This window comes from Promicromonospora sp. Populi (assembly GCF_041081105.1).
Classification (GTDB): Bacteria; Actinomycetota; Actinomycetes; order Actinomycetales; family Cellulomonadaceae; genus Promicromonospora.
This window is the reverse complement of sequence record NZ_CP163528.1, coordinates 2,464,424-2,490,550: the sequence shown is the minus strand read 5'-3', so window position 1 is coordinate 2,490,550 and position 26,127 is coordinate 2,464,424. Positions and strand designations below refer to the sequence as shown.

Here is a 26,127-nt window from a genome sequence, read left to right as displayed (position 1 = left end):
GTTCTACCGATCCCCGCAACACCCTGGATTTCAGGGAGTTGCGGGGATCGTGGTTTCTGAGGAGTTGAGAGCGAGGTTCTTCGAGGCCTTGGACCGGGAGAATGGCAGCATCTCGGGTGCTGCTCGGGTTGTCGGTGTGAACCGCGCGACGGCGGGCGGGTGGGCGCGCAGGGCTGGTGTTCGCGGGCGTGGCAAGCCCGGCAGGGCCGGGCATCCGCGGCGGGCGGAGTACGACCGGCTTCGCGCGGCCGGTGTTCGACGACGTGATGCTGCAGCGCAGGTCGGGGTCCATGAGCGCACGGCCGAGGACTGGGACCACGGGATCCGCAAGGGTAAACACACGCGCCTGCGCCCCGACGGTCGTCTGATCGACTACAAGACCGGTGTGACCACCATCGTCCCCACGTCCTTGGCGCCGTCTCTCGCGGCCCTCGAGGCGCAGCTGCATCCCCGGTTCCTGACGGTGGCGGAACGGGAACAGATCGCGGATCTGCGTCGACGAGGTCAGTCGCTGCGGGCGATCGGGCGGGCGCTGGGCCGGCCGGCGTCCACGATCAAGCGCGAGCTCGACGCCCGCTCGACCCAGGGTGACTACCGGCCGCACCGGGCGCAGCGGGCGTGGGCGACCAGCCGCGCACGGTCCAGGACGTCCAAGCTCGCCCAGGACGGTCCGCTGCGCGACTATGTCGCGGCCCGGCTGGCCGAGCAGTGGTCGCCCGAGCAGATCTGCCACGCTCTGGTGCAGGAGTTTCCCCACGACGAGAGCATGCGGGTGAGCACGGAGACGATCTACCAGGCGATCTACGTCCAGGCCCGTGGCGGGCTACGACGTGAGGTCACCGATGCGCTGCGCACCGGACGCACTCGCCGCAAACCGCACAGGAGCCCAGAGCAGCGCGCGCCCCGGTTCGTCGACGAGATGGTCATGATCTCCGAGCGCCCTGCCGAGGTCGCCGACCGGGCCGTGCCCGGCCACTGGGAAGGCGACCTGATCGTCGGCACCGGCTCCCAGTCCGCGATCGTGACTCTCGTTGAACGCTCGACGCGCTACGTGATGCTCGGGCACCTACCCGGCGGGCACACCGCCGAGGAAGTCCGCGACGTGCTCGTGCCGCTGATCAAGACGTTGCCCGAGCACCTGCGCGGGTCGCTGACCTGGGACCAGGGCTGCGAGATGGCTGCGCACAAGCAGTTCACCGTGGCGACCGGCGTGCCGGTCTACTTCTGCGACCCGCACTCTCCATGGCAGCGCGGCAGCAACGAGAACACCAACGGGCTCCTGCGCCAGTACTTCCCCAAGGGCACCGACCTGTCAGTCCACACAGCCACAGACCTCGAGCGTGTCGCCCAGCGACTCAACGGCCGACCACGCAAGACGCTCGACTGGAGAACTCCAGCCGAGCGTCTGCGTGATCTACTGACAGCCGTCTAGGACCATCAGGTGTTGCGAAGACCGCTAGAAACCGCCCGTTCGGACACCGGCCGTTCGTGCTGCGCGTCCAGTTCACGACAACGCGTACTGCTCAGTCACAACCCGTCACAGGTGCGCCGCCACCAGGCGTCCGCCGGCCACCGACTTCCCGGCGTCGACCGCGGTCGTACCGGTACCCGCGCTCGCGGTGCCGCCGCTGATGTTCACGTCCATGCAGGCGTAGAACGCCATGGCCGTGTCGTAGATGTTCCACCGGGCGAGGATCCTGTGGTTGCCGCTCGGCAGACCCGTGAGCGTGTGCGTGACGGTCGCGGGCGGCGTGGCGCCGCCGTCGTTGATCGTCCTGAAGAGCCGCCCGTCCACGAAGTACTCCCAGCTCGTGGTGCGGTGGAAGGCCGTCAGCGTCCAGCGGAAGGTATGCGTGCTGCCGATGGTCGTGCGCGGCCAGGCGAGGGAATGGTTGTCGACCACGGTGAAGCGGCTGCCGCCGGAACACAGCATCGAGCCCTTTGGAGCCTCGACACTCTGCGGCTCCCACTGGAGGCCGCCGCAGTCGAAGCTGACGGTCCGCTTGGCGCAATGATCCTGGCGGCTCGGCGGTGAGACGACCCAGCCGTGGGCTTCGGCCCGGGGGGTCATGAAGCTCGGTGCGGCGACCAGGGTGGTCACGGTCAGAGCCAGGACGGCGAGAACGCCGAGCAGGACTCTCATGGCGGGCGTACGCAGTGCGGTGACTCTCATGGGGCTCACCTCGGGTGTGAAGTTGGAAAGTTCCTGATGTACTCCTGTGTGCTGAGTGCGATGGTCTCGACGGTAGAAAATGCAGGCCCTGGCGACAAGTAGGGCAACTACCTACGCAGGCGACGGCACGTAGTTCTCGCTACCCGAGCCGAGCACCGCGTCGCCGAGCACCGCGTCGCAGACCGCCAGCAGCCGACGGCGGAGCTCACCGGACCGTCGCGCATAGTCACGCTGCCGCTGCACGTACTCCGCCTTGCCCTGCGGTGTCTCGATCTCGACCGCCGCGACGCCGTACTCGGACACGTCGTACGGGGAGGCGGCCATGTCGGTCCAGCGGATGTCACGGGCCAGCTCGAACGCGTCGAGCAGCAAGTCGCCCGGCACCGCAGGGCCGAGCTTGAGGCACCACTTGTAGAGGTCCATGTTGGCGTGCAGGCAGCCCGGCTGCTCCATCGAGACCTGTGCAGCGCGCGACGGCTGGAGCTGGTTCCGGGCGGTCGCCTCCGGCGTGAAGAAGCGGAAGGCGTCGAAGTGCGAGCAGCGCACAGGGTTCGCCTCGACGACTGCGTCCGTCCCGGCGTGCCCGAGCCGCAGCGGCAGCGGGTGCCGCTGGTCACGACCCGACTCCCGGTCGCGATAGACCATCGCCCACTCGTGGAGCCCGAAACAGCCGAACGTTCCGGGTCGCGACGCCGTCGCTGACAGGAGCTCCCGCACGTACCGCACGGTGTCGCCGCGGTCGGCAAGGAAGGCGTCGATGTCGAGCGCGACGGTCCTGGGCGCGCCGGTCGTGGGCGTTGAGGTCCAAGGCGTCGTGGTCATCCGTGCTGTGGTCCTGAGTGCCGTGGCCGTGTGCCATCGCCAGTTGGTGCGGTCGTCCGGGTCGATGGACTCCGGGTCGATGGTCTCCGGGCCGACGGCGCTCTGGCCGGCGGCGTCGGGGTCGGCGATGCCCCAGTCGACCGTGCCCTGGCCGGCGTCGTCGGCGTCGGCAGTGCCCCGGTCGGCAGTGCCCCGGTCGACAATGTCCCGGTCGACAGGGCCCGAGCCGCCGTCGGGCAGTGCGAGGGCGACCCCTGCCCCCGGGTGCCAGCGTCGCAAGTGCGCGATCCGCGTGGGGTAGTAGGTGAAGAGGAAGTCCTCGATCGCGTGCTTGCGGCCCGCGGCGCGGGCCGCGCGCCAGACGGCGGTCAGCGCGTCGGCTCGATCGGCGTGCGCGGCCGCGACGGGCAGCCACACCTCGGGGCGTAGTGCGTCGCCCGGGATCTTGCCGGCGGGGTTCGTCTCGGACTGGTGCACGACGGCGTCGCGCGCACCGGGCGCCGTCGGCCCGCCGAGGAGTGTGCTCACGGGTCCAGGGTAAGACGGGTGCGGCACACGCCCGGAGCCGTCGTAGGGTGCGAGCATGTCCGATCTTCCCCTGCGCCGCCTCGGGCGCTCCGGCCTGTCCGTTCCCGTCGTCGGCCTGGGGTGCAACAACCTCGGTCGTCCCGGCGCCGTCACCGAGACCGAGGAGGGCTCCAAAGCCCTTATCGACACCGCGATCGACGCCGGCGTGACGTTCTTCGACACCGCCGACCGGTACGGCGCCCGGCCCGGCCTGTCCGAGGAGCTGCTCGGCGCCGCGCTGAAGGGCCGCCGCGACGACGTGCTGATCGCCACCAAGTTCGGCCTCGACATGCTCGGCGTGAACGGGGTGGACTTCGGGGCGCGCGGCTCGCGCCGCTACATCGTGCGGGCGGCGGAGGCGTCGCTGCGCCGGCTCGGCACCGATTGGATCGACCTCTACCAGCTCCACACGCCCGACCCGGCGACTCCGATCGACGAGACCCTTGCGGCGCTCGACGACCTGGTCAGCTCCGGCAAGGTCCGCTACGTGGGGCACTCGAACTTCGCGGGCTGGCAGGTGGCCGACGCCGAGCACGTGGCCCGTTCGCTGGGATCCGGCGGGGCGGGTGCCGCCGGTACCCGGTTCGTCTCCGCGCAGAACCAGTACTCCCTGCTGGCCCGCGGCCTGGAGCGTGAGGTGCTGCCCGCGGCGAAGGCGTTCGGGATCGGCGTCCTGCCGTACTTCCCCCTGGCGGACGGCCTGCTCACGGGCAAGTACTCGGGTGGCGCCCGGCCCGACGGGTCCCGCCTGGTGCTCTCGAAGCGCCACCTGCTGGAGACCGCGCCGTGGGAGGCGCTGGATCGGTTCGGCGTGTTCTGCCGGGAGCGCGGCGTGACCGAGACCACCGTCGCGTTCTCGTGGCTGCTGTCCCGGCCCGAGGTGTCGTCCGTGATCGCGGGGGCCACCCGGCCCGAGCAGGTGCGGAGCAACGCCCAGGCCTGGTCATGGACGCCGACGGCGGAGGACCTCGCGGAGCTGGACGAGATCTTCCCGGCCTGAGCCGGGCCTAGGACGGGCCTGAGTTGGGCCGGGTCTGAGTTGGGCCGGGTCTGAGTTGGGCCGAGCCTGAGTTGGGCCCAGCCTGAGACGGGCCCAGCCTGAGCTCCGTCGACGGCTTCGTTCGGCAGCCCAGGTCGGTAGCGTGGGCAGCATGAGCCTCCCGTTCCGCCAGGTCAACGTCTTCTCGCCGGTTCCGACGGGCGGCAACCCCGTCGCCGTCGTGCACGACGCCGATGGTCTCACCGACGATCAGATGGCCGCTTTCGCGCGGTGGACCAACCTGTCGGAGACCACGTTCCTGCTCGCCCCGACCGCGGCGGGACGAGACGGGGGCGCCGACTACCGCGTGCGGATCTGGACCCCGGGCGGCGAGCTGCCGTTCGCCGGGCACCCGACGCTCGGCACCGCGCACGCCTGGTTGGAGGCCGGTGGCGAGCCTGCCGAGCAGGACGTGATCCAGGAGTGCGGCGTGGGCCTTGTCCGGGTGCGTCGGGACGCCGCAGTCGGCTCTACAGCTCGCGGGCAGCGACTGGCGTTCGCCGCACCACCCCTCGTGCGTTCCGGAGCCGTCGACGACGCCGATGTCGCCCAGATCGCGCGTTCGCTGCGCATCGACGTGTCCGACGTCGTCCGCTCGGCCTGGGTAGACAACGGCCCCGGCTGGGTGGCGGTCCAGCTGCGTGACGCGGAGGTAGTGCTCGGGCTGGAGCCGGACTTCGTGGCGATGGGAGACCTGAAGCTCGGCGTCGTCGGCGAGTACTTGGTTGGTGAGGACACGGTTGGTGAGGACACGGTTGGTGAGGACACGGTCGGTGAGGACACGGTGGGTGAGGGCGTGGCCGGAGAGGGCGTGGTCAGTGAGGAAAAGGTCGGTGAGCACGGCACCGCCGGGAGTCGCGAGCCCAGCGGACCGGCGGTGGAGGTGCGTGCGTTTGTCCCGGCGCTCGGGTCTGCGGAGGACCCGGTGACCGGCAGCCTCAACGCCGGCCTGGGGCAGTGGCTCGCCGGGGACGTGCTGCCGTCGTCCTACGTCGCGTCGCAGGGAACCGTGCTGGGCCGCGCTGGCCGCGTATACGTCGAGAAGCGGTCCGACGGCGAGGTGTGGGTCGGCGGCGACGCCGTCACGACGATCGTCGGTCAGGTGGAGTTCTGAGCGTCGATGTTGGGTCTGACACGGGGTCTGACACGGGGTCTGACACGGGATCTGACACGGGATCTGACGTCGGTTCCGATGCAGGGTCCGATGCAGCGTCCGGCCCGGCGTCCGGCCCGGCATTCGACGCTGCATTCGACGATGCACCCGACGCGGTGTCCGACACGGCATTCGACACGGTGTCCGACACGGCATTCCACGCGCGTTCCGACGTCGGGAACGCCGTCCGCGCGATCCGCGCGAACACTCGCTCCAGCGGCCCGCCCCCGAACAGCGCCCGCCACAGCGTGGCCGCTGCCAGGGCGCTGAGCACCATCACGCTGAGCGGCCCGTTGATCGGGTAGGCAAGCAGGTCGACGTCGGCGCGGGACCACCACCAGATGATGACGACCTGCACCGAGTAGACGGTCAGTGCCATTGCGCCGACGGCGGCCAGCGGGGCTGTCACCGCCCGCACCACCCGCCGCGCGATCTGCCGAGCGCTACGGCTGGTAGCAGCCCCGGCACCCGCACCGCCGCGACCCCCGACAAGCAGGCACAACCCGACCACACCGAGCGCGAACCCGCCGGACCCCAGCGCCTCGAACATGGTGTCGTTGTGCGGCCCGTCCAGGAACAGTCCCGCCAACGGCGGCCAGGGGTCGGACCACGCGGGCACCTCCCCGAGGTACTCGGACGACGTCATGGCGAGCAGCCTGTCGATGGCCTCGATGCCGCCGGCGCTGGCCACCAGGCTCGAAGAGACGATGGCGCTCACGGCGGCCAGCCCGAACCCGCCGAAGACCAGGCCCAGGCGCAGCGTTGGCGACCGTAGGTCGCAGCGCCCCACCGCCAGCCCCGCGAACACGTAGGCCATCCAGACCAGGGCCGGGTACTGCCCGGTGAGGAGAAAGTCGGTGATTGCGCCCGAACCGTCGTGCGGCGCTCGCAGCCCCGCCCGCGCCAGCGCCTCTGTCCCGTAGTACACGAGGAACGGCCCGACCACCGCGACGATCACCGCGGCGACGGCGAGCCGTGCCGGCGGTAGGCGCAGGAACGGCAGGGCCAGCACAAAGTACGCGGCGTAGAACCCGAGGATGAGCATCACGGTCGGCCCGAGCAGGTCGAGCACGGCGACCAACGCCAGCAGCAGGACGGCTCGCACGAGGATCCGGGACCGCGCGGTGCGCATCGCGTCGCCCGTCAACGGGGTGCCTCCGCCGGTGAACAGCGCAAGGGACAGTCCGGCCACGGTGGCGAACAGGATCGACGAGCGGCCGTGCGCCAGGCCCAGCCAACCCTCCAGCGTGCCGATGTCGTCGGAGGTGGTGCCCACGTGCGCCGTGAACATCCCCAGCACGGCGATACCCCGGGCAATATCCGCCCCCGGTACTCGGCCGGGACCGCCGAGCAGGTTGCGGCCCATCCGGTCGAAAGTGCCGCGGACGGCGCCACGTGAGACCGGGGGCGGTCCGGCTGAGGGCTCAGGCGTCGGCATGCGGGCATACTTCCGTGTCGCCGACGCCGGTGCGCGCGGGCCACGCCGTCAGGCTGGACACCGCGCCGTCAGACTGACACCGCCGAAGTGCGAGGTGGGCGGTATTCAGGAGGCAGGGCGGTACTCAGACAGGGCGGGACTCTGGAGACGGGCGGGACTCAGAGGGCAGCGTGGGAAACGCCGTCTGTGCCACCCCGGCGAACAGCCGCTCCAACGGCCCGCGGCCGAACAGCGCCCGCCACAGTGTCGCGACGGCCAGGGTGATGAGCACCATCCACCCGAGCGGCTCGTTGGTCGGGGGGTCGAGCAGGTCCCAGTAGGTGAGGGTCCACCACCAGATGACGACGATCTGCACGGAGTAGACGGTCAGTGCCATTGCGCCGACGGCGGCCAGCGGCGCGGTGACCACCAGCACGATCCACCGCACGACCCGACCGACAACCCCCGAGCCCCCGGCGCCGCCTGCTGTGGTGGCTGCTGAGCCGCCCGCTGCACTGCCCGCTGCTGTGCCGCCCGCACTGCTATCCGCACTGCTATCCGCACTGCCATCCGCAGCGTTGTCCGCAGCTCGACCCGAGGCCCTGCCCACGATGCCGGAACCGATGAGCAGGCACAGCCCGAGGACGCCGAGCGCGAACCCGCCGGACCCCAGCGCCTCGAACATCGTGTCGTCGTGCGGCCCTTCCAGGTAGAGGCCCGCCAGGGGCGGCCAGGGGTCGGACCACGTGGGCGGCGGCATGACGTACTCGGACGACGTCAGCGCGAGCTGTCCCTCGATGGCCTCGATGCCCCCGGCGCCGGCGACGAGGCTCGAAGAGACGATGGAGCTCACGGCGGCCAGCCCGAACCCGCCGGCGACCAGGCCCAGGTGCAGCGCCGGCGATCGCAGGTTGCACCGGCCCACCGCCAGCCCGGCCAGCACGTAGGCCATCCAGACCAGAGCCGGGTAGTGGCCCGTGAGGAGAAAGTCGGTGGCGGCGCCAGAACCGTCGTGCGGCGCGCGGAGACCGGACCTGGCCAGCGCCTCCGGCCCGTAGTACACGAGGAACGGGCCGACCACCGCGACGATCACCGCCATCGCGGCCAGTCGCCCCGGCGGCATACGCAGGAACGGCAGGGCCAGCACGAAGTACGCGGCGTAGAACCCGAGGATGAGCAGCACACGCGTCCCCAAGAGGTCGAGCACCGCGACCAGGGCCAGCAGCAGGACCGCCCGGACGAGGATCCGGGACCGCGCGGTACGCATCGCCGCACCCACCAGCGGGGCGGAGCCGCCCGTCACCAGCGCAAGGGACAGCCCGGCCACGGTGGCGAACAGGATCGACGAGCGGCCGTGCGCCAGGCTCAGCCAGCCCTCGAGCGTGCTGATGTCCGCGGAGGTGACGCCTACGTGCGCCGTGAACATCCCGAGCACGGCGATTCCACGGGCGATGTCCGCCCCGGCGACGCGGCCAGGGCCGCCGAGCAGGTTGCGACCCATCCGGTCGAGGGCTCCGCGGACGGCGCCACGGGAGACCGGGGCCGGCCTGTCGGTGGGCTGGGCAAGCGTGGGCATGCGGGCATCCTTCCGTGTCGCCGACGCCGACGCGCGCGGGCCGCGCCGTCGGGCGAAATTTCCCACGAGTTGCCCGCGAGCTACCTGCTACCTGTCCACGAGTTCACCGCAGACCGCCGGGCGGCTCGTCCCGAGGGATGAGAACGCAGATGTGCCGCACCACACAGCACACATACAGTGCGGCCATGACCGGCAGCGCCAACGAGCACGACACGGCCCGCAGCGACACGTCCACCAATCTGCCCCGGGAGACCCCCGGGAGCACGGTCCGGAGTGTCGTGAGCGGGGGAGCCACGAGCGGCAGCGGCACGTCCCGCGACCGGGCCCAGCCCGCGGGGACCGACCCGATCGATGCGGTCGACGCCCCGAGCAGCCGCTCGAACCTGACCGGCGGCGCGGACAGCCCGGTCGCCGGAACGGACCTGACCAAGGAGTCCGAGTCGTACACGCACGGGCACCACGAGTCCGTGCTGCGCTCGCACCGGCGCCGGACGGCGGCGAACTCCGCCGCGTTCCTGCTGCCGCACCTGCTCTCCGACATGACGCTGCTCGACGTCGGCTGCGGACCCGGCACCGTCACCGTCGACCTGGCCGAACGGCTCACGCAGGGCAGCGTCGTCGGCGTCGACGCGTCCGACGACGTGCTGGAGTCCGCCCGCGGCCTCGCCGACGCGCACGGCACCAAGAACATCAGCTTCGAGCACGCCAACGCCTACGAGCTGCCGTTCGAGGACGGCTCGTTCGACGTCGTGTTCGCGCACCAGCTCCTGCAGCACCTGTCCGACCCCGTCGCGGCCCTGCGCGAGATGAAGCGGGTCGCCAAGCCGGGCGGATTCGTCGCGGTGCGCGACGCCGACTACGAGGCCATGACCTGGTACCCGGAGTCCCCGGAGCTCACCGAGTGGAACATGCTCTACCACGAGGTCACGCACACCTACGGGTTCGAGCCCGACGCCGGACGCCGGCTCGCCTCCTGGGTACGCGACGCCGGGTTCGACCCCGGCTCGATCGAACCCGGCGCGAGCGTCTGGTGCTACGCCACCCCTGACGACCGCACCTGGTGGGGCGGCCTGTGGGCCGAGCGCTGCACCCAGTCGAACTTCGCGGTGCAGGCCAAGGACTCGGCGCTCGCGGACGACGTCGCGCTCGAACAGCTCGCCCAGGGCTGGCGCGAGTGGGCGGCAGCCCCGGACGGCTGGTTCGCGGTGCTCAACGGCGAGGTCCTGGCCCGGGCCTGACCTGCCCCGGCCTGACTGGGCCGGCCTGACTGGGCCGGACCTACCCGGACCTACCCGTGCCTGATCTTCCCGCGCCCGACCTGCACGAGGCGGGCCGCGAGCCCGCCACCGGCGGCTAGGACGAGCGCCAGACCGAGCAGCACGACCGCCGGATACAACCACAGCACGACCCGGTAGGCGGCCACCGGTTCGGAGAGGCCGATCAGAGTGGCGCCCAGCCACGGCAACGCGGCGCCGAGCACGGTGAACAGCGCGAGCGGGATCAGGCGCAGCACCAGTTCGCGCCGCGAGCCGGTCGCTCGGCGGAGTGCCCACCGCCGCGAGCGCACCATCACGACTATCCCGGCCAGCAGGACGAGCACCGCGACCCCGACGACGACTGCGTTGAACGGGTCGAAGGCGTTCGTCGTCGTCAGCGGTGCGCCGCCGTCGATCGCCACGACGGCGTTGTGCGTCAGCACCATGGGCTCCCCGGCGGCGTTGGCGAGCACCACTGCGCCGGTCCCGGTCACCGCAGAGAACTCGATCCCGGAGGCGAAGGTTGCCAGCGTGCCACCGTGCCCGATCAGCGGTTCGCCCTCGGTAGTGGTCCGGTGCCATCCGTATCCGTACTCGGCGGTGTCCGCTGGTACGTCGTGAAACGCGCGGAAGGTCTCCGCCTGGAGCAGGCGCTCGCCCGTGGTGGGCGACGTCCCGTCCCCGACCTGGAACCGCAGCCAGGCCGTCATGTCGTGCGCGGTGGAGACGATGCCGCCGTTCCCGGCGCAGGCCTGGGGGAGCTCCGGTACCGCCACCTGGAGTGGCCCGAGCAGCGAGAACCCCCGGGCGAGGCCGGGCGGAGACGCGTCGCACAGCTCGGTCACCGTGGTGGTGTCCATGCCGAGCGGCGCGAAGACCTGCTGCTCCAGGTACTCGTCGAAGCCGGTGCCAGAAGTGTGCTCGACGACGCGGGCCAGCACCGAGTAGCCCGCGTTGCTGTACATGGTCGTGGTCCCGGGGGCCGCGGCCAGCTCTTCATCGGCCAGCCGTGCGACGGTCTCCGCGGGCGCGGAGGCCGGATCGGACGAGTACTCCAGGGCCGTCACGGCCAGGCCGGAGCGGTGGGTGAGCAGGTCCTCGACAGTGATCCGGCGGTACCGGTCGTCGGCCATCCGTAGCTCCGGGAGCACCGTGGAGACCGGGTCGTCGAGATCGAACCGCCCGGCATCGACCTGCTGCAGCACGGCCAGCGCGGTGAACGCCTTGCTCATCGACCCGATGCGCATCAGCGTCTCCTCGTCGACCGGGTCGCCGCCGCCGGTCACGCCGTGCACCCGCACCTGCACTTCGTCGTCGGCGAGCGTTACCAGGGCCAGGCCCGGGGTCCGCTGGACCCGGACGTACTCGTCCAGGTAGCCGTCGATGTCGGTCGCGCTGTCGGCGGTCGTGCTGTCGCTGGTCGTGTTGTCGGCGGCGTGCACTGCGGCTCCCGCCGGCGCGGTCGGCGCGACAGCCGTCAGCACGGCCATCATCAGCGCGGCCGGCAGCACCGCGTACCGCCACGGCCTGGTCCGATCGATCTTCATCCGAGCTCCTCGTCAGTGCCCGGCGTCTCGACCGGCCGGGGCGTCCCGTCCGAACGCTATGGACCGGCGCGGATCGGGTCATCGGGGATGACCTGGGTCAGGGCCCTGAGCGGCCCCTGAACCGACCCGGAGCGCCCGGGACTGCGGCGTCGGGCATACCCTGACTCCGTGCGCATCGCTAGATTCACCACCGGAGACGACCCCCGTTTCGCCCTCGTCCAGCGGGAGGGTGACAGGACCTTCCTCGCCGTTCTGGGCGGCGACCCCATGTACATGCCGGCCATGCCGACCGGGGAGCGCATCGAGCTGGGCGACGGCGTCCGGCTGCTCGCCCCGGTCATCCCGCGCTCCAAGGTGGTGTGCGTCGGCAAGAACTACGCCGACCACGCCAAGGAGATGGGTGGCGACGTCCCGACCAGCCCGCTGCTGTTCTTCAAGCCGAACACCGCGGTCGTCGGCCCGGACGACCCGATCGTGCTGCCGGACTTCACCCAGGAGGTCTCTTACGAGGCCGAGCTGGCCGTCGTCATCTCGAAGGTGTGCAAGGACGTCACGCCGCAGAACGTGGGGTCGTACATCCTCGGGTACACCGTCGCGAACGACGTCACCGCACGCGACGCGCAACGGACCGACGGGCAGTGGGCGCGCGCCAAGGGCTTCGACACCTCGTGCCCGCTGGGTCCCTGGATCGACACGGACCTCAATCCCGAGGACGTCGGAGTGCGCTCGCGCGTCAACGGTGAGCTGCGCCAGGACGGGCGGACCCGGGACATGGTCTTCGACGTGCCGTTCCTCGTGTCGTACATCTCCGAGGCGATGACGCTGCTGCCCGGCGACGTGATCCTCACCGGGACGCCCGCGGGCGTGGGCAAGATCGACCATGGCGACCGCGTCGAGTGCGAGGTCGAAGGCCTGGGCGTCCTGGCCAACCCCGTGGTGCGGCGCCGTTGAGGGGTGCCGATGAGGGGTGCTGCTGAGGTGACGCCGGACGACGGCGTACCGCTGCAGGGCGCACTGCTGCAGGGCGCACTGCTGCACGACGACGCCCTGCGCGTGCTGCGCTCGTGGACCGGCCCGACGCCGGAGCAGGAACGCCTCCGCGTGCGGTATGTCTGGCACCTCGAGACGCACGACCCTTCTGCGGGGACTGGTGCAGATGCAGGCACAGGGTCGCCCAGCGGGGTGTTCCGCGACTGCGTGCCGGACCACCTCACTGCGTCGACACTCGTGCTCTCTCACGACGGCACGCGGGTGCTGCTGACGATGCACGCCAAGGCCAGGCGGTGGTTCCAGTTCGGCGGACACCTGGAGGCGGGGGACCGCACCCTCGCGGGCGCCGCCGAGCGGGAGGCGCGCGAGGAGTCGGGACTGACGCTGTCGGTCGATCCCGTGCCGGTGCACCTGGACGAGCACGAGGTGCCGTTCTGTCGCCCGGGCGTTGCCGGCGGCCTGGGGACCTCTGCGGGCTCGGACTCTTCCGGGGGCTCTGCTGCCCGTCCGGATTCCGGCGAGGGTGTGGGCACTACCGACAGTCCCGGCGAGGCCGATCGGCCGGTGCATCACCTTGACGTACGGTTCGTGGCCGTCGCGGCTCCTGACGCCGAGCCGGTGCTCTCGGAGGAGTCGCTGGACGTGCGCTGGTGGGACGTCGACGCCCTCCCCAACCGGGACCTGACAGAGCCGGTGAGACTCGCCCGTGCACGAGTCGGTGCACGAGTCGGTGCATGAGCCGGTGCATGAGCCGGTGCATGAGCCGGTGCATGAGCCGATGCATGAGCCGATGCACGAGCCGGTGCACTAGCCGATGCAGTCGGTGCACTAGCCGATGGATGAGTCGGTGCATGTGCCGATGCATGAGCCGTTGCACCGGTCGGTAGAGCCCGATCGACGCGCGATCAGACGTTCGACCGCGCTGGTGCGCGGCCGGAAATGCTCGACGAGCTCCGTGCCTTCGTAGACTAGGCCGGCTGTGCGGACGGCGTAGCCGCCTGCAAGGTGAAGGTCTTCCGGCCGTGCCGGACCCCGTTGACCTGCAGCTCGATCGCGTGCTCGCCGGGGTGGTACCTGCGCGTGGTGATCACGCGGAACGAGTGCTCGCGGGTGATGTCGACGCGCTCACCCGGCGCGAGGTCTCGGGTGGTCAGCTTGAACGTCTTGCCGGTCTGGCCGCCGTTGGCCTTGCGGTGGTGCACCACGTAGTCGATCGCCAGCCGTGCGGGCTCCGGCCCGGTATTGCGCACCGACGCGGTGAACGCCAGGGCCTTGCCGATCCCGACGGTATCGGATGTGAGCACGGGCCCGATCACCTCGACGTCGGCAGGCGTGAAGCCGAGGAGCCCCAGCGCCCCTGGATGCCCCTGTTTCACCAGGGTGCGCAGGCCGTGCCGCACCAGCCGTTGGGTGTCCTCGCGGCTCGCGCCGTCGCCGGGCGCGGCCAGCCAGGCCGTCGCGGTCTCGACGACCAGGTCCGGCTCGCTCCGGCTCAGGTCGTTGAGGTGATTGGCCACCGAGCGGCGTACGTACTCCGAATCGTCGAGGTACAGGGCGTGCAGGATCGGGAGGGTGGAACGCGGGGCGGCCAGGATCCCGGGCACGCGGATCGACCAGGGCAGGAAGGGGCGCGTGCCTTCGGACGCGAGCCGGCGCACGTGCTCGTCGTCGGACGCGGTCCACTTGAGAACGGTCACCAGCGCGCGGTCGAGGTCATGGTCCAGCAGCCCCCGGATCGCGAACTCTGCGGTCAGCCGCGGGGTCAGCTCTGCCAGGAGGGCGAGGGCGTCGTCGAAGGCCGCCGTGGACCCGTCTTCGAGGGCCCGGACGACGACGGCGCTCGTGACCGGCCAGATCAGCCAGCCCGTGAACGAGGGGACACGCTCGGCCGCGACGCGCACGGTCGCGGCGAACGAGGCGTAGTCGCTGGGGAGGTCAGCGAGCAGGGCGTCGCGCAGCAGGTCGCTGCGTTCCCGCAGAGGCAGTGGGTCGAGCACCTGCTCGGTGGCGCGCAGCGTCGTCGGCTCCGTGCCTGGCCGTGCGGTCTCAAGGGCGGCCGCCAGCGCACGCACCGTGCGGGCTCCGATGAGCTCTTCGGCAAACGGCATACAGGTCCTCCGCTGTCACGTTCGTAGTCGCATCCGTCAAGGACATGAGTACCAGGCGCCACTGACACAGACAGTCGGGCGTACAGACAGTCGGGCGGCAGCGTGAGCTGGCCGCAGTGTGCGATGGAGATTGCTGGTCATCGCGCCGCTTGCCGGTCAACATGAACCATGGAGACCGTGCGACGCTTCCTCGTGCTGACCCCCGTGGCGTTCGGCGTCACCGCGGTGGTGCTCGTGATACTCCAGACGAGCTGGGACTTCTCGTGGGCCGGTTTCGGGATCGGCCTCGTGGCCGCGCTCGCTGTGACTGTCGGCGCTTTCTTGACGATCCTCCTCGCGATCGGCCTGCTCCGGCTGCTGGGTGTCCGCAACGACTGGGCCGTGCTCGGTGTTGCCGTCTGCCTGGCCGCCGTCATCTGTGCGGTCATCTACGCCATGATCGCCGCATCCTTGCCGGAGAACGACGAGGGGTGGAACCTGCTTCCCGTCGTGGCGGCCGCTGCAGCGTCGGTCCCTACCTGGGTGGGCTACGCCGTCGGGCTCCTGATCCGTGGCCGGCGGGACCGGAGGTCCCGGAACCGGGCGATGGACGCTGTGGAGTGACCGCGGGAGCACGCGCTCGACGAGCGGGCGGAGATTGCTGGTCATCCTTGCTCCGGCCAGTCACCATTGGCCCATGGAGACCGTGCGGCGCTTCCTCGTCCTGACCCCCGTGGCGTTCGGCGTCACCCTGGTGTTGTCGCTGGGCTATATGGCAATCGTCTCCGGACTGACGCCGGTCTCTGACTTGCTGAGCGGGTTGGGTACCTTCCTCCTGGTCACGTTCGCAGTGACCGCCGTCGTGCTCATAGCGGTCCTCGTCGCCGTCGGCCTGTTCCGGCTGCTGGGTGTTCGCAACGCATGGGCCGCGCTGGGCCTTGCTTTCGTGCTGGTCGCCGTCGTGTTCGTGCTCCGTTACGTCTCCGACGAGCCTTGGCGTAACGACGACGAGGAGTGGGACCTGCTCGTCCTCTACGTGGCCGCGTTCGCGTCGATTCCCACGTGGCTGACCTACGCCGTCGGGCTCCTGGTCGGCGATCTGCGGGCTCGGACAGAGCGTCGTGTCGGTGCCACCGCCTAGGCTTGCCCTCGTGACGTTCCCCGCTCCTGGCAGCTCTCCGATCCGTGTCCGATTCGCTCCATCGCCCACTGGCATGTTCCACGTGGGTAGCGCGCGCTCCACGCTCTTCAACTGGGCGGTGGCGAAGCAGCAGGGCGGCACGTTCGTGCTGCGTATCGAGGACACCGATGCCTCCCGCAACCAGCCCGAGTGGGTGGACGGGATCCTCGCGGCCATGGAGTCGCTGGGGATCAGCACTGAGGATCCGGCTTTCGAGGGGCCGTACTTCCAGTCGAAGAACGTGGAGCTGCACCAGGAGTCGGCGGCGCGTCTGTTCGAGTCCGGCGCTGCGTACTACTGCGACTGCACGCGTGAAGTGCTCGTAGCGCGTACCGGCTCCCAGCACGCCGGCTACGACGGGTTCTGCCGGGACCGTGGCCTGGAGTACGCCGAGGGCCGGGCACTGCGGTTCCGTACCCCTGACGAGGGGGAGACGCACGTAGTCGACCTGATCCGCGGTAACCCCACGTTCCCGAACGAGTCTCTCGAGGACTTCGTCATCGCACGCGGCAACGGCACACCGGTGTTCCTGCTGGCCAACGTCGTAGACGACATGGACGAGCACATCACGCACGTCATCCGCGGCGAGGAGCACCTGCCGAACACCCCCAAGCAGCAGCTTTTGTGGGCGGCGCTCGGCGCGACACCGCCCGTCTGGGCGCACCTGCCGGTGCTCGTGAACGAGAAGCGGCAGAAGCTCTCGAAGCGACGCGACAAGGTGTCCCTCGAGTCGTTCTTCGAGGAGGGCTACCTGCCCGCCGCGATGGTGAACTACCTCATGCTGCTCGGCTGGTCCCCGGGCAACGACGAGGAGATCCTGCCGTTCGACGAGATGATCAGCCGATTCAAGATCGAGGACGTCAACTCCGCGCCCGCGTTCTTTGACATCAAGAAGCTCACGGCCTTCAACGGCGAGTACATCCGCGCGCTGAGCGTGCCGGAGTTCACCGCGGCCTGCGACCCCTGGCTGCACGCCCCGCACGCGCCGTGGAGCGAGGAGCAGTTCGACCAGAAGGTGTTCGACGCCGTCGCACCGCTTGCCCACTCCCGCATCGCTCTGCTGGCGGAGATCACGGACAACGTCGACTTCCTCTTCCTCGACGCTCCGATCACCGACGACGACTCCTGGAACAAGGCGATGAAGGCCGGTGCGCCGGAGCTGCTCGCGGACGTGCGGGTCGCTCTCGCGGAGACGGGGCTCGCCTGGGAGTCCGAGACGCTCAAGGACACCGTCACCGCGGTGGGCGAGGCGCACGGCATGAAGCTGGGCAAGGCGCAGGCCCCGGTCCGGGTCGCCGTGACGGGACGCCGGATCGGCCTGCCCCTGTTCGAGTCGCTCGAGGTGCTCGGCAGGGAGCGCACGCTCGCCCGCATCGACGCAGCTCTGGCCCGCCTCACCGAGATCGCGACCCGAACCGCAGCAGAGGCGCCGACCGGGGCCGAGTGACCGCGCCGGGGTGACGCGGGCTGGGGTGACGCGGGCTGGGGTGAGCGGGGTGTCGGGGACCTGGTCTAACGTGTCGGGCGTGACCGACGCCATGACGCCTGACACCGCGCCGTCCCCTGTAGCGCCGCCTCTCGTTGCGCCGCCTCTCGTTGCGCAGATCCCTGTTGCGCAGATCCCCGTTGCGCAGATCCCCGTTACGACTACCCCGGCCCCGCGCGAGTATCCGCAGGCCCTGCGCGGGCCGTGGCACAGGTGGTGGCGCCCGTTGCTCGGGCTGGCCACGACGGCGGCCGGCCTCGCGGTGCTGACCGGAGCGCTGTTGCTCGTCGTCCTCGCCTACGTCATTGCGGAGTCGCTGGGCGCGCAGCTACTGGACCCGGCGTCGGACGCATTCCTCGTCTCCCCGGTCGGCATGCTCGTGACCAATCTGATCCTCGCGCTCGGCATCCCGCTGGCACTGGCGGCGACCTGGGCGCAGACCCGCCGTGCGGGCCGGGCGTCGGCGGGCCTGGTGTCGTCGGTGCTGGGGCGCGTGCGCTGGCGTCTGCTCCTCGGCGGCCTGGGCATCACGCTGCTGCTCCTGGTGCCGCTCCACCTGGGTAGCGACATCCTCCTGACGCAGCTCGGTTTTCCTGCCGGCGACGACGGCACCGGTTCCGGTGCCAGTTCCGACGACTCCGGCTTGTGGCCGCTCACCCCCGCGTCCGGCTGGGTCGCGCTCTCCCTGGTGGTCCTGCTGACCACGCCGCTGCAGGCAGCAGGCGAGGAGTACTTCTTCCGCGGCTGGCTCTCGCAGTGGATCGGCAGCATGCTGAGGTGGCGCTGGCTCGCCGTCATCGTGCCCGCCGTCGTGACGGCGCTCCTGTTCGCGTTCGCGCACGGCGCGCAGAGCCCGTGGCTGTTCGCCGACCGCCTCGTGTTCGGGCTGCTCGCGAGCGTGCTCGTCTGGCGTACAGGTGGGCTGGAGTGCGCCGTCGCACTGCACGTGGCGAACAACCTGCTGGCGTTCGGCTTCGCCATCGCCTACGACGGGCTCGCGGAGTCGCTCCTGATCACCGAGGTGGCGCCGCTCGACGGCGCGGTCAGCATCAGCATCACGGTCGTCACGACTGCAGTCCTGCTGTGGTGGGCACGACGCCGCAAGCCCGCCCGGATGGTGACCGACCCCGCAACTAGCGGCGCGGTTGAAGTCGGCCCGGTGAAGGGGGAGAACAGATGACGTTGGACGGCATCCTCTTCGACGTCGACGACACCCTCGTCGACACCAAGGGCGCCTTCGCGCTCGCGCTCGCGGTCGTGCGGGCACAGCACCTGCCGCACATCTCTCCCGACCGCGATCCGGAGATCCTGTCGCACTGGCGCACCGACCCGGGCGGCTACTACAGCCGATACACCCGGGGCGAGATGGACCACCTGACGCAGCGCCGGCACCGGGCAGCCCTGCTGCACGAGACGTTCGGCGCCGCGCCCGTCACGGAGTCCTCCTTCGAGGCCTGGGACGAGCTGTTCTGGGGCACGTTCGAGAAATCGTGGACGGCGCACGACGACGCCCGCGCCGCGGTAGACGCCGTCGTCGCTGCGGGAATCCGCGTCGGTGTGGTGACGAACGCCGCCACCGAGCTGCAGGAGCGCAAGCTCAAGCTGGCCGGGCTGGCCGACCTGCCCGTGCTCGTCGGCGTGGACACCCTGGGCTTCGGCAAGCCCGACCCCCGGGTCTTCCTCGAGGGGGCGCGTCTGCTGGGTACGGACCCGGCCAGGACCGCGTACGTGGGCGACGAGCCCACCGTGGACGCGCTGGCGGCCCACGAGGCGGGTCTGACGGGCGTCTGGCTGGACCGAGCGGGCCACAGGCGCGGTCCCGGCTACGGCGGTCTTGCGCTGCCCGTCGTCGGGCGTACAGACGCTGTGCTGCCTGCCGGGCAGGACGCAGCCGTGCGGGACGTGCAGGATCCGGACGCGCTGCGAGCGGCCGGAGTCGTGGTGATCGAGACGCTGGCGGACCTCCCTGCGGCCCTCGATTACGGCGCGTGACGGACGGCACGCTCTTTCCGTTTTGCCCATCGTCCGGGGTCAGGTAGTGTTCTGCAGCGGTAGGGCCCCCACGGAATACCTGTCGGAGACAGGTGTATCCAGGCGGTCATACCCCCATGGGGTATGGTGTAATTGGCAGCACGAGTGATTCTGGTTCACTTAGTCTAGGTTCGAGTCCTGGTACCCCAGCGCAGAGCGCAGCGCACCCGTAGTCGATGTGAGTCGACGGTCCGGTGCGTTAGTGTTTTCACCGAAAACCGGTCCACGACCGGTAGTTCAGGCCCCCATCGTCTAGTGGCCTAGGACGCCGCCCTCTCACGGCGGTAACGCGGGTTCAAATCCCGCTGGGGGTACGCAGATCCATCGGCTTCGGCCGGCGGGTCCGTTCAGGCCCCCATCGTCTAGCGGCCTAGGACGCCGCCCTCTCACGGCGGTAGCGCGGGTTCAAATCCCACTGGGGGTACAGCAGAAGGGCCTGGTCCACACGGACCGGGCCCTTCGCCGTTCCTGGATCTCGCGGGTCAGCGGATCTTTGGGTCCTTGCCGCCCTCGATGAACGGGCTGGGCAGTTGCTCGGCCGTGTCCAGGTCGGCGGTCGGCCCACCGGGCACGTGCCCGCTGTCGGCACTGTCTCGTGCCCGCTCGGTCCGAGCATGGTCGGTCCGAGCACGCTCGGCCCTCGCGTAGTCCGCCCTGGCCCGATCGGCCGATGTCAGGCCTCCCGTTGCCCCAGGTGCTGCCCCAGACGCCGTCCCAGGGGATGCCACAGACGCTGCCGCACCCGTCGGCGACCAGTGGACGCCCGGGGCGTCCTCGCCCTCCTGGGGGGCGTCCTGTGCCGTGCTCCCGCCGACGGCACCGCTCGCGGCGTTGTTCTCGGCATTATTCGCGCTGCCGCTCACGGGCCTGCCCGCAGAGTTGCCCGCAGAAGAACCGCCCCCCGGGGCACCGCTCCGGGCGATCGGGACCTCGATGCGCTGCGTGGGCGGGTTGCTGCGCCGTCCGATCCGCGGCATGAGCGCGGGCGGCGGCGTGACGGTGGGCGGCTCCGCCACCGGGACGGGTTGTGGCTGGATGCCCGGGTTGGCCTGGGCGGCGGCTTCGGCGTCGGCGACGTCGGGGTGGAAGAGCGTCGCGATGATGAGGCGGTACCGGGAGTCGGGGCGCGGGATCCAGGTGACGCGGTCGAGTGCCTGGTCCTGCCCGGCGGTCTCGAAGATGAACGTGCCGTAGCCGAGAATCTGGCCGAGCGGGGTGCGCTCGTACCCGAGGTCGGTCACCTTCTCCGACGGCATCATCGCCACGCGGTGGACCAGGAACCCGGTGAGCAGCATCAGCCGCCGGTCGGTCATGACGAACCACTCGGCCCGCCAGTCCAGCCACTTGTAAAGCAACCGCGCGCCCAGGACGAGGAACGGCAACCACACCCAGGCCAGCCCGTCGCGGACGTCAGGGTCGACGGCGACGAGCAGGGCCACGGCGAGGACGAACGCACCGGACGTCGTGAGGATCGGCTCCCACAGCTTGGCCCAGTGCCGGTGGGTGGCGATGACGATCTTCTCGTTCGCGAGGATGTAGCGCTGCATGGCGCGGTTGCGGATGACAAAGTCCGCTGTAGCGCTCATGCGGGTCTCCCCGGGGGGTGCGTTCGGATTGGCCGGTCTCGTCGCCGACCCTGCTCGTCGCCGACCTTACGTCGTCAGCGGCCGATGGACCCGGTGAAGAGCTCCTCGAAGAACCTGCCGATGTTCGCGATTGCGCCCCAGATGACATCCCAGAGGGCAAGCACGACGTCGGCGGAGCGTTCGGGATCGTTGATGACCGAGTACAGCAAGAAGATCACCACGACCCAGATGATGATGAGCCTCACCCTAGGTGGCATCAGATTCCTCACGACGTACGCGTGCGCCCCTGGTGTGCACACGTCTCGAATGAGGGTACTGACAGGACCCCGACCTGGGGAATCACCTGGCTCGGCGTGGCGAGCCAACACTCACGGACCGCTCACCGGCCGCACACCGGGTGTGCACGGCAATGCCCGCCCGGGCAAGCAGTACGGGCCAAGCGGCAGAGGATTACTCGCCGGACCGGTGCAGAACCTCGGTGAGCTTGTTGGCCGCGGCGACGACGGCGGCCGAGTGCAGCCGGCCGGGCTGCCGGGAGAGCCGCTCCACGGGCCCCGAGACGCTGACGGCGGCCACAACCCGGCCCGACGGCCCGCGGACCGGCGCCGAGACCGACGCCACGCCGAGCTCGCGCTCCGAGACCGACTGGGCCCAGCCGCGGCGTCGGACGCCGGAGAGGATCGTGGCCGTGAAGGTCGCGTCGCGCAGACCGCGGTGCAGGCGGTCCGGCTCCTCCCAGGCGAGGAGCACGTGCGCCGCGGAGCCGGCGCTCATGCTGAGCGTTGCGCCAACGGGGATCGAGTCGCGCAGGCCTACCGGACGCTCGGCCGCGGCGACGCACACGCGGTGGTCACCCTGCCGGCGATAGAGCTGAGCGCTCTCACCCGTGTGGTCGCGCAGCGCGATGAGCACGGGGTTCGCGGCTGCCAGCAGGCGGTCCTCGCCGGCGGCCGTGGCCAGCTCGTTGAGGCGCGGACCCAGCACAAAACGGCCCTGCATGTCGCGGGCAACGAGTCGGTGGTGCTCAAGCGCTACGGCCAGGCGGTGCGCCGTCGGGCGGGCCAGGCCGGTCGAAGAGACGAGCTGCGCCAGGGTGGCCGGGCCGGCCTCGAGCGCCCCGAGTACGGATGCCGCCTTGTCCAAGACGCCGACTCCGCTAGTATCGTCCATACCGCGATATTGCCGTCTCGGAACGTGAGATTGCAAGTCGAGGCCCGAAGTTGTTTCTGACACGTAGTTCTGACGGGCAGTTTTGACAGGGCAGTTTTTTAACAGGGAGGCGATCCGCCATGGCCGGCACGCTGGCAGAGAAGGTCTGGGAAGCGCACCTGGTGCGTCGAGGCGAGGACGGCTCGCCTGATCTTCTCTACATCGACCTGCACCTGGTGCACGAGGTCACGAGCCCGCAGGCGTTTGAGGGGCTCCGCCTCGCCGGACGGCCGGTGCGGAGGCCCGACCTCACCATCGCTACCGAGGACCACAACACACCGACGCTCGACATCGACCGGCCGATCGCCGACGTGACGAGCCGCACGCAGATCGAGACGCTGCGCAACAACGCCAAGGAGTTCGGCGTCCGGCTGCACAGCCTCGGCGACGCGGACCAGGGCATCGTCCACCAGGTGGGACCGCAGCTCGGGCTGACCATGCCTGGCCTCACCGTGGTGTGCGGCGACTCGCACACGTCCACGCACGGCGCGTTCGGCGCGCTCGCGTTCGGCATCGGCACGTCCGAGGTAGAGCACGTGCTCGCCACCCAGACGCTGCCGCTCGCGCCCTTCAAGACCATGGCGATCACCGTGAACGGGACGCTGCCCGCCGGGGCGACCTCCAAGGACATCATCCTGGCGATCATCGCCAAGATCGGCACGGGCGGCGGCCAGGGCTACGTGCTCGAGTACCGCGGCGAGGCCATCCGTGCGCTCTCCATGGAAGCCCGGATGACCATCTGCAACATGTCGATCGAGGCCGGTGCCCGCGCGGGCATGATCGCCCCGGACGAGACCACTTTTGAGTACCTCAAGGGCCGCCCGCACGCGCCCGAGGGCGCGGACTGGGACGCCGCCGTCGAGTACTGGAAGACCCTGCGGTCCGACGACGACGCGGAGTTCGACGTCGAGGTAGTCCTCGATGCGGCCGACCTCGAGCCGTTTGTCACCTGGGGCACCAACCCCGGCCAGGGGCTGCCGCTGTCGGCGTCCGTGCCCGTGCCGGCGGACATCGCCGACGAGGGCGAGCGCGAGACCGCCGCCAAGGCGCTGGAGTACATGGGCCTGACCGCCGGGACGCCGCTGCGCGACATCAGCGTCGACACGGTGTTCATCGGCTCCTGCACCAACGGGCGCATCGAGGACCTGCGGTCGGTCGCGAAGGTGGTCAAGGGCCGGCAGAAGGCCGAGTCCCTGCGCGTGCTGGTGGTTCCGTCCTCGGCGCGGGTGCGACTGCAGGCTGAGGCCGAGGGCCTCGACGTGATCTTCAAGGAGTTCGGCGCCGAGTGGCGCAACGCCGGCTGCTCCATGTGCCTGGGTATGAACCCGGACCAGCTCGCGCCGGGGGAGCGGTCGGCCTCCACGTCGAACCGCAACTTCGAGGGGCGGCAGGGCAAGGGCGGCCGCACCCACCTGGTCTCGCCGCTGGTCGCAGCGGCGACTGCGATCCGGGGCACCCTGTCCAGCGTCAGCGACCTGGACCTGCCCGACGCCATCGACATCACCACGTTCGACGGTTCGCCGCTCGACGGCGTGGGCGCGTCCCCGCTGGGCGAGTCCGTCGTCGACCTGCCCATTCCCGTAGCGATCGGGTCCGCTCCGGTCGGGTCCGCCGCCGGCCAGCCCGCGCTGCGCTGAGAGGAGCACTGATCATGGAGAAGATCACCACCCACACCGGCGTCGGCGTCCCGCTGCGGCGCAGCAACGTCGACACCGACCAGATCATCCCCGCCGTATACCTCAAGCGGGTCACGCGCACCGGGTTCGAGGACGCACTGTTCGCTGCGTGGCGGGGCGACCCGTCGTTCGTGCTGAACCAGGAGGCGTACTCCGCCGGGTCGGTGCTCGTGGCCGGGCCGGATTTCGGTACCGGGTCCTCGCGTGAGCACGCTGTCTGGGCGCTCAAGGACTACGGCTTCCGGGTAGTCCTGTCCTCGCGGTTCGCGGACATCTTCCGTGGCAACTCGGGCAAGCAGGGCCTGGTGACGGGCATCGTCTCGCCCGAGGACATCGAGATCCTGTGGAAGATCCTCGAGACCAAGCCCGGCACCGAGGTGACCGTCGACCTGGAGGCCAAGACCGCCACGGCCGACGACGTCACCGTGCCGTTCCAGATCGACGACTACACGCGGTGGCGGCTCATGGAGGGTCTCGACGACATCGGGCTCACCCTGCAGCAGGCCGACAAGATCGCGGCGTTCGAGGAGACCCGGGAGTCGTGGCGTCCGAAGACGCTGCCGGCCCGGCACCTGCCGTCGGTCGAGATCGAGGCGGCGCGCCCAGTCTGACCTGCGCGGTCGATCAGCGGCTCCGAGCGCGCACAGAGTCTGACGCACAGAGACCTGACGCACAGAGACCTGACGCACAGAGACCTGACGCACAGAGACCTGACGCACGACCGCCCGGACATTGCACGACCGCCCGGACACCGAACGGTGTCCGCGCGGTCGTGTCGTAAGGGGGGCGGTGCTACCGCCCCGGCGGCCGCTGGCGCACCTTCTCCAGGAGGGACTCCGCGGTGTCCTTCGTGGGGTCCCACCAGGACTCGATCCACCAGGTGACCCCGGCGTCCGCCATGGCGCTGACCTGTTCGGCGGCCTTGCCCGGGTCGGTCGAGAGCTTGCCCTGCAGGATCACCTCGAACGGTCGACCGTCCTGGGGGTTCTCCGGTTCGCCTGCGGCCGACGGTCCGTCCCCGCTCGACGGTTCGCCCGCGCTAGTCACGTCCGAACGGTGCGCCTTGAGCCAGTCGACCAGCCCGGCCACGTCGTCCGGCGTCAGATCATCCGCCGTGCCGCGTAGCTGCGGGACTATCCCGTCCCAACGCAGCGCGCGCTGCAGGTTCTTGACGGGCGGTCGCGCCGCGTCCCAGACGCCGACCGGCCAGACCGGGATCCGGCCCTTGACCGGCGGCTCGGGAAACCGGAACGGTCCTGTGCTGATGTGCTCACCCTGGAACTCGAAGTCCTCGCCCGACCAGGATTTCTCGAGCCAGGCCAGGATCTCGTCGAGCTGGGCTGCTCGATCCTTCAGGCTCGTGGCCTGACCCGGAACCGAGGTGAAGCCGCGATCTTCGGCGACGCCCACACCGACAGGCAGTACCAGCCGCCCGCCCGAGATCCGATCCACGGTGAGCGCTCGCTGCGCCAGCTCCCACGGGCGGTGCCGGGGTACGGCGAACACCATCGCCCCAAGCGTGATGCGTTCCGTCACGCAAGCGGCGGCCGTAAGCACGGCGAACGGGTCGTAGACCGGCATCGCCCATTCGCCGCTCAGGTTGATCGCGTCCCAGGTGAAGAACCCGTCCCAGCCGTGGTCCTCGATCTCGGCGGCGAGAGATACGTGCTCGTCGAGCGTGCCGAAGCTGCTGATGAAACCGAACTTCATCGTTCCTCCTCGAATGCTGTCTTCAACGCGGTCTTCCGGGGCCTGTCACACACGCTATGCCGAGCCACTGACACTCGGCGTGCGGCCCCACCGCCGCCGGTTAGGGTGAGGCCCGTGACCAGCGAGAGTGCAGCAGGCCCGACCGTGCAGATGTGGACCGACGGCGCCTGCAAGGGGAACCCGGGCCTGGGGGGCTGGGGCGCGCTGCTGCGTTCCGGCGAGCACGAGAAGGAGCTGTTCGGCGGTGAGAAGGTCACCACCAACAACCGCATGGAGCTGACCGCCGTCGTCGAGGGCCTGCGGGCGCTCAAGGGGCCCACCTCGGTCACCATCCACGTCGACTCGTCGTACGTGATGAACGGGATGAAGACCTGGATCGCCGGCTGGAAGCGCAACGGGTGGAAGACGGCGAGCAAGCAGCCGGTCAAGAACGTCGATCTCTGGCAGGCGCTCGACGCCGAGGTCGCGAAGCACGACGTCAGCTGGGTCTGGGTGAAGGGTCACGCGGGCGACCCGGGAAACGAGCACGCAGACATGCTGGCGAACAAGGGTGTGGACTCGGTCCGCTGAACCGAGTCGTCGAACCGAGTCGTCGAGCCGGTTCGTTGAACCGAGACGGACG

General features: G+C 70.2%; 24 protein-coding genes and 3 tRNA genes. 17 read left to right on the top strand and 10 right to left on the bottom strand.

All coding sequences use genetic code 11. From position 1 onward, the window contains the following. Positions 1 to 394: 394 nt before the first annotated feature. Complete coding sequence (locus AB1046_RS11375) at positions 395 to 1,432, top strand: IS30 family transposase (RefSeq protein ID WP_369375639.1); 1,038 nt, start codon at positions 395 to 397, stop codon at positions 1,430 to 1,432. Positions 1,433 to 1,537: 105 nt separating this feature from the next. Here AB1046_RS11375 and AB1046_RS11370 read toward each other — a convergent pair whose 3' ends face one another. Both AB1046_RS11370 and AB1046_RS11365 read right to left on the bottom strand, forming a co-directional pair. Then, the gene (locus AB1046_RS11370) at positions 1,538 to 2,173 is read right to left on the bottom strand and encodes a lytic polysaccharide monooxygenase auxiliary activity family 9 protein (RefSeq protein WP_369375342.1); all 636 of its coding nucleotides are present in this window, start codon (positions 2,171 to 2,173) and stop codon (positions 1,538 to 1,540) included. A gap of 111 nt (positions 2,174 to 2,284) precedes the next feature. Further along, the gene (locus AB1046_RS11365; protein WP_369375340.1) at positions 2,285 to 3,523 is read right to left on the bottom strand and encodes a 3-methyladenine DNA glycosylase; all 1,239 of its coding nucleotides are present in this window, start codon (positions 3,521 to 3,523) and stop codon (positions 2,285 to 2,287) included. 55 nt (positions 3,524 to 3,578) lie between these two features. On the opposite strand from AB1046_RS11365, the gene AB1046_RS11360 reads away from it, so the two are divergent. Both AB1046_RS11360 and AB1046_RS11355 read left to right on the top strand, forming a co-directional pair. Then, positions 3,579 to 4,562, top strand: a complete 984-nt coding sequence (locus AB1046_RS11360) for an aldo/keto reductase (protein ID WP_369375338.1) — start codon at positions 3,579 to 3,581, stop codon at positions 4,560 to 4,562. Between the two features lie 151 nt (positions 4,563 to 4,713). Continuing rightward, positions 4,714 to 5,715, top strand: a complete 1,002-nt coding sequence (locus AB1046_RS11355) for a PhzF family phenazine biosynthesis protein (protein ID WP_369375336.1) — start codon at positions 4,714 to 4,716, stop codon at positions 5,713 to 5,715. Here AB1046_RS11355 and AB1046_RS11350 read toward each other — a convergent pair. Together AB1046_RS11350 and AB1046_RS11345 are read right to left on the bottom strand one after the other, a co-directional pair. After that, positions 5,684 to 7,192 carry a heparan-alpha-glucosaminide N-acetyltransferase domain-containing protein gene (locus AB1046_RS11350; protein WP_369375334.1) on the bottom strand — a complete coding sequence of 503 codons (1,509 nt, stop codon included), beginning with the start codon at positions 7,190 to 7,192 and terminating at the stop codon, positions 5,684 to 5,686. The genes AB1046_RS11355 and AB1046_RS11350 overlap by 32 nt on opposite strands. Before the next feature lie 124 nt (positions 7,193 to 7,316). Continuing rightward, positions 7,317 to 8,747, bottom strand: a complete 1,431-nt coding sequence (locus AB1046_RS11345) for a heparan-alpha-glucosaminide N-acetyltransferase domain-containing protein (protein ID WP_369375332.1) — start codon at positions 8,745 to 8,747, stop codon at positions 7,317 to 7,319. Between the two features lie 185 nt (positions 8,748 to 8,932). Between AB1046_RS11345 and AB1046_RS11340 the strand changes: the two genes are divergently transcribed. Beyond that, entirely contained in the window at positions 8,933 to 9,985 is a 1,053-nt protein-coding gene (locus AB1046_RS11340; RefSeq protein WP_369375330.1) for a class I SAM-dependent methyltransferase, read from the top strand. A gap of 50 nt (positions 9,986 to 10,035) precedes the next feature. On the opposite strand, the gene AB1046_RS11335 is transcribed toward AB1046_RS11340, so the two are convergent. Further along, positions 10,036 to 11,550: a serine hydrolase domain-containing protein gene (locus AB1046_RS11335; protein ID WP_369375328.1), complete on the bottom strand. Its 1,515-nt coding sequence runs from the start codon at positions 11,548 to 11,550 to the stop codon at positions 10,036 to 10,038. Positions 11,551 to 11,718: 168 nt separating this feature from the next. On the opposite strand from AB1046_RS11335, the gene AB1046_RS11330 reads away from it, so the two are divergent. After that, the gene (locus AB1046_RS11330; protein WP_369375326.1) at positions 11,719 to 12,501 is read left to right on the top strand and encodes a fumarylacetoacetate hydrolase family protein; all 783 of its coding nucleotides are present in this window, start codon (positions 11,719 to 11,721) and stop codon (positions 12,499 to 12,501) included. A 9-nt stretch (positions 12,502 to 12,510) separates the two neighbouring features. Further along, positions 12,511 to 13,278, top strand: coding sequence for an NUDIX hydrolase (locus tag AB1046_RS11325; protein ID WP_369375324.1), 768 nt, complete (start codon positions 12,511 to 12,513; stop codon positions 13,276 to 13,278). 230 nt (positions 13,279 to 13,508) lie between these two features. Here AB1046_RS11325 and AB1046_RS11320 read toward each other — a convergent pair whose 3' ends face one another. Further along, positions 13,509 to 14,648 (bottom strand): DNA alkylation repair protein, encoded by a 1,140-nt coding sequence (locus tag AB1046_RS11320; protein ID WP_369375322.1) that lies wholly within the window; start codon positions 14,646 to 14,648, stop codon positions 13,509 to 13,511. Positions 14,649 to 14,825: 177 nt separating this feature from the next. Between AB1046_RS11320 and AB1046_RS11315 the strand changes: the two genes are divergently transcribed. The 8 genes from AB1046_RS11315 (at position 14,826) to AB1046_RS11280 (ending at position 19,748) form a co-directional block, all read left to right on the top strand. Further along, complete coding sequence (locus AB1046_RS11315; RefSeq protein ID WP_369375320.1) at positions 14,826 to 15,251, top strand: hypothetical protein; 426 nt, start codon at positions 14,826 to 14,828, stop codon at positions 15,249 to 15,251. 73 nt (positions 15,252 to 15,324) lie between these two features. Beyond that, positions 15,325 to 15,768 carry a hypothetical protein gene (locus tag AB1046_RS11310; RefSeq protein ID WP_369375318.1) on the top strand — a complete coding sequence of 148 codons (444 nt, stop codon included), beginning with the start codon at positions 15,325 to 15,327 and terminating at the stop codon, positions 15,766 to 15,768. Next, positions 15,749 to 17,254: a glutamate--tRNA ligase gene (gene gltX / locus AB1046_RS11305; RefSeq protein ID WP_369375316.1), complete on the top strand. Its 1,506-nt coding sequence runs from the start codon at positions 15,749 to 15,751 to the stop codon at positions 17,252 to 17,254. The genes AB1046_RS11310 and gltX overlap by 20 nt, the downstream gene beginning before the upstream one ends. A gap of 79 nt (positions 17,255 to 17,333) precedes the next feature. Next, a complete protein-coding gene (locus AB1046_RS11300; protein ID WP_369375314.1) occupies positions 17,334 to 18,473 on the top strand; it encodes a lysostaphin resistance A-like protein in 1,140 nt (379 codons plus the stop codon). After that, positions 18,470 to 19,285: an HAD family hydrolase gene (locus AB1046_RS11295; RefSeq protein WP_369375312.1), complete on the top strand. Its 816-nt coding sequence runs from the start codon at positions 18,470 to 18,472 to the stop codon at positions 19,283 to 19,285. The genes AB1046_RS11300 and AB1046_RS11295 overlap by 4 nt, the downstream gene beginning before the upstream one ends. Positions 19,286 to 19,402: 117 nt before the next feature. Next, positions 19,403 to 19,474, top strand: a tRNA-Gln gene (locus tag AB1046_RS11290). Positions 19,475 to 19,565: 91 nt separating this feature from the next. Next, positions 19,566 to 19,638, top strand: a tRNA-Glu gene (locus AB1046_RS11285). Positions 19,639 to 19,675: 37 nt separating this feature from the next. Beyond that, positions 19,676 to 19,748: transfer RNA gene (locus AB1046_RS11280), tRNA-Glu, on the top strand. Between the two features lie 58 nt (positions 19,749 to 19,806). Here AB1046_RS11280 and AB1046_RS11275 read toward each other — a convergent pair. The 3 genes from AB1046_RS11275 to AB1046_RS11265 all read right to left on the bottom strand — a co-directional run bounded on the left by AB1046_RS11275 (position 19,807) and on the right by AB1046_RS11265 (position 22,080). Continuing rightward, complete coding sequence (locus AB1046_RS11275; protein ID WP_369375310.1) at positions 19,807 to 20,910, bottom strand: PH domain-containing protein; 1,104 nt, start codon at positions 20,908 to 20,910, stop codon at positions 19,807 to 19,809. Positions 20,911 to 20,984: 74 nt separating this feature from the next. Beyond that, on the bottom strand, positions 20,985 to 21,155 hold the full coding sequence (locus AB1046_RS11270; protein WP_369375308.1) for a hypothetical protein: 171 nt from the start codon (positions 21,153 to 21,155) through the stop codon (positions 20,985 to 20,987). A gap of 205 nt (positions 21,156 to 21,360) precedes the next feature. Beyond that, positions 21,361 to 22,080, bottom strand: coding sequence for an IclR family transcriptional regulator (locus AB1046_RS11265; protein WP_026365378.1), 720 nt, complete (start codon positions 22,078 to 22,080; stop codon positions 21,361 to 21,363). 119 nt (positions 22,081 to 22,199) lie between these two features. Between AB1046_RS11265 and leuC the strand changes: the two genes are divergently transcribed. Both leuC and leuD read left to right on the top strand, forming a co-directional pair. Next, on the top strand, positions 22,200 to 23,756 hold the full coding sequence (leuC, locus tag AB1046_RS11260; RefSeq protein WP_369375306.1) for a 3-isopropylmalate dehydratase large subunit: 1,557 nt from the start codon (positions 22,200 to 22,202) through the stop codon (positions 23,754 to 23,756). Positions 23,757 to 23,770: 14 nt separating this feature from the next. Next, positions 23,771 to 24,406 carry a 3-isopropylmalate dehydratase small subunit gene (gene leuD, locus AB1046_RS11255; protein WP_369375304.1) on the top strand — a complete coding sequence of 212 codons (636 nt, stop codon included), beginning with the start codon at positions 23,771 to 23,773 and terminating at the stop codon, positions 24,404 to 24,406. 181 nt (positions 24,407 to 24,587) lie between these two features. Here the strand turns inward: leuD and AB1046_RS11250 are convergent, their stop codons facing one another. Further along, positions 24,588 to 25,505: an LLM class flavin-dependent oxidoreductase gene (locus tag AB1046_RS11250; RefSeq protein WP_369375302.1), complete on the bottom strand. Its 918-nt coding sequence runs from the start codon at positions 25,503 to 25,505 to the stop codon at positions 24,588 to 24,590. Positions 25,506 to 25,655: 150 nt separating this feature from the next. Between AB1046_RS11250 and rnhA the strand changes: the two genes are divergently transcribed. After that, entirely contained in the window at positions 25,656 to 26,075 is a 420-nt protein-coding gene (gene rnhA, locus AB1046_RS11245) for a ribonuclease HI (RefSeq protein WP_369375665.1), read from the top strand. The last annotated feature ends 52 nt before the right edge of the window (positions 26,076 to 26,127 follow it).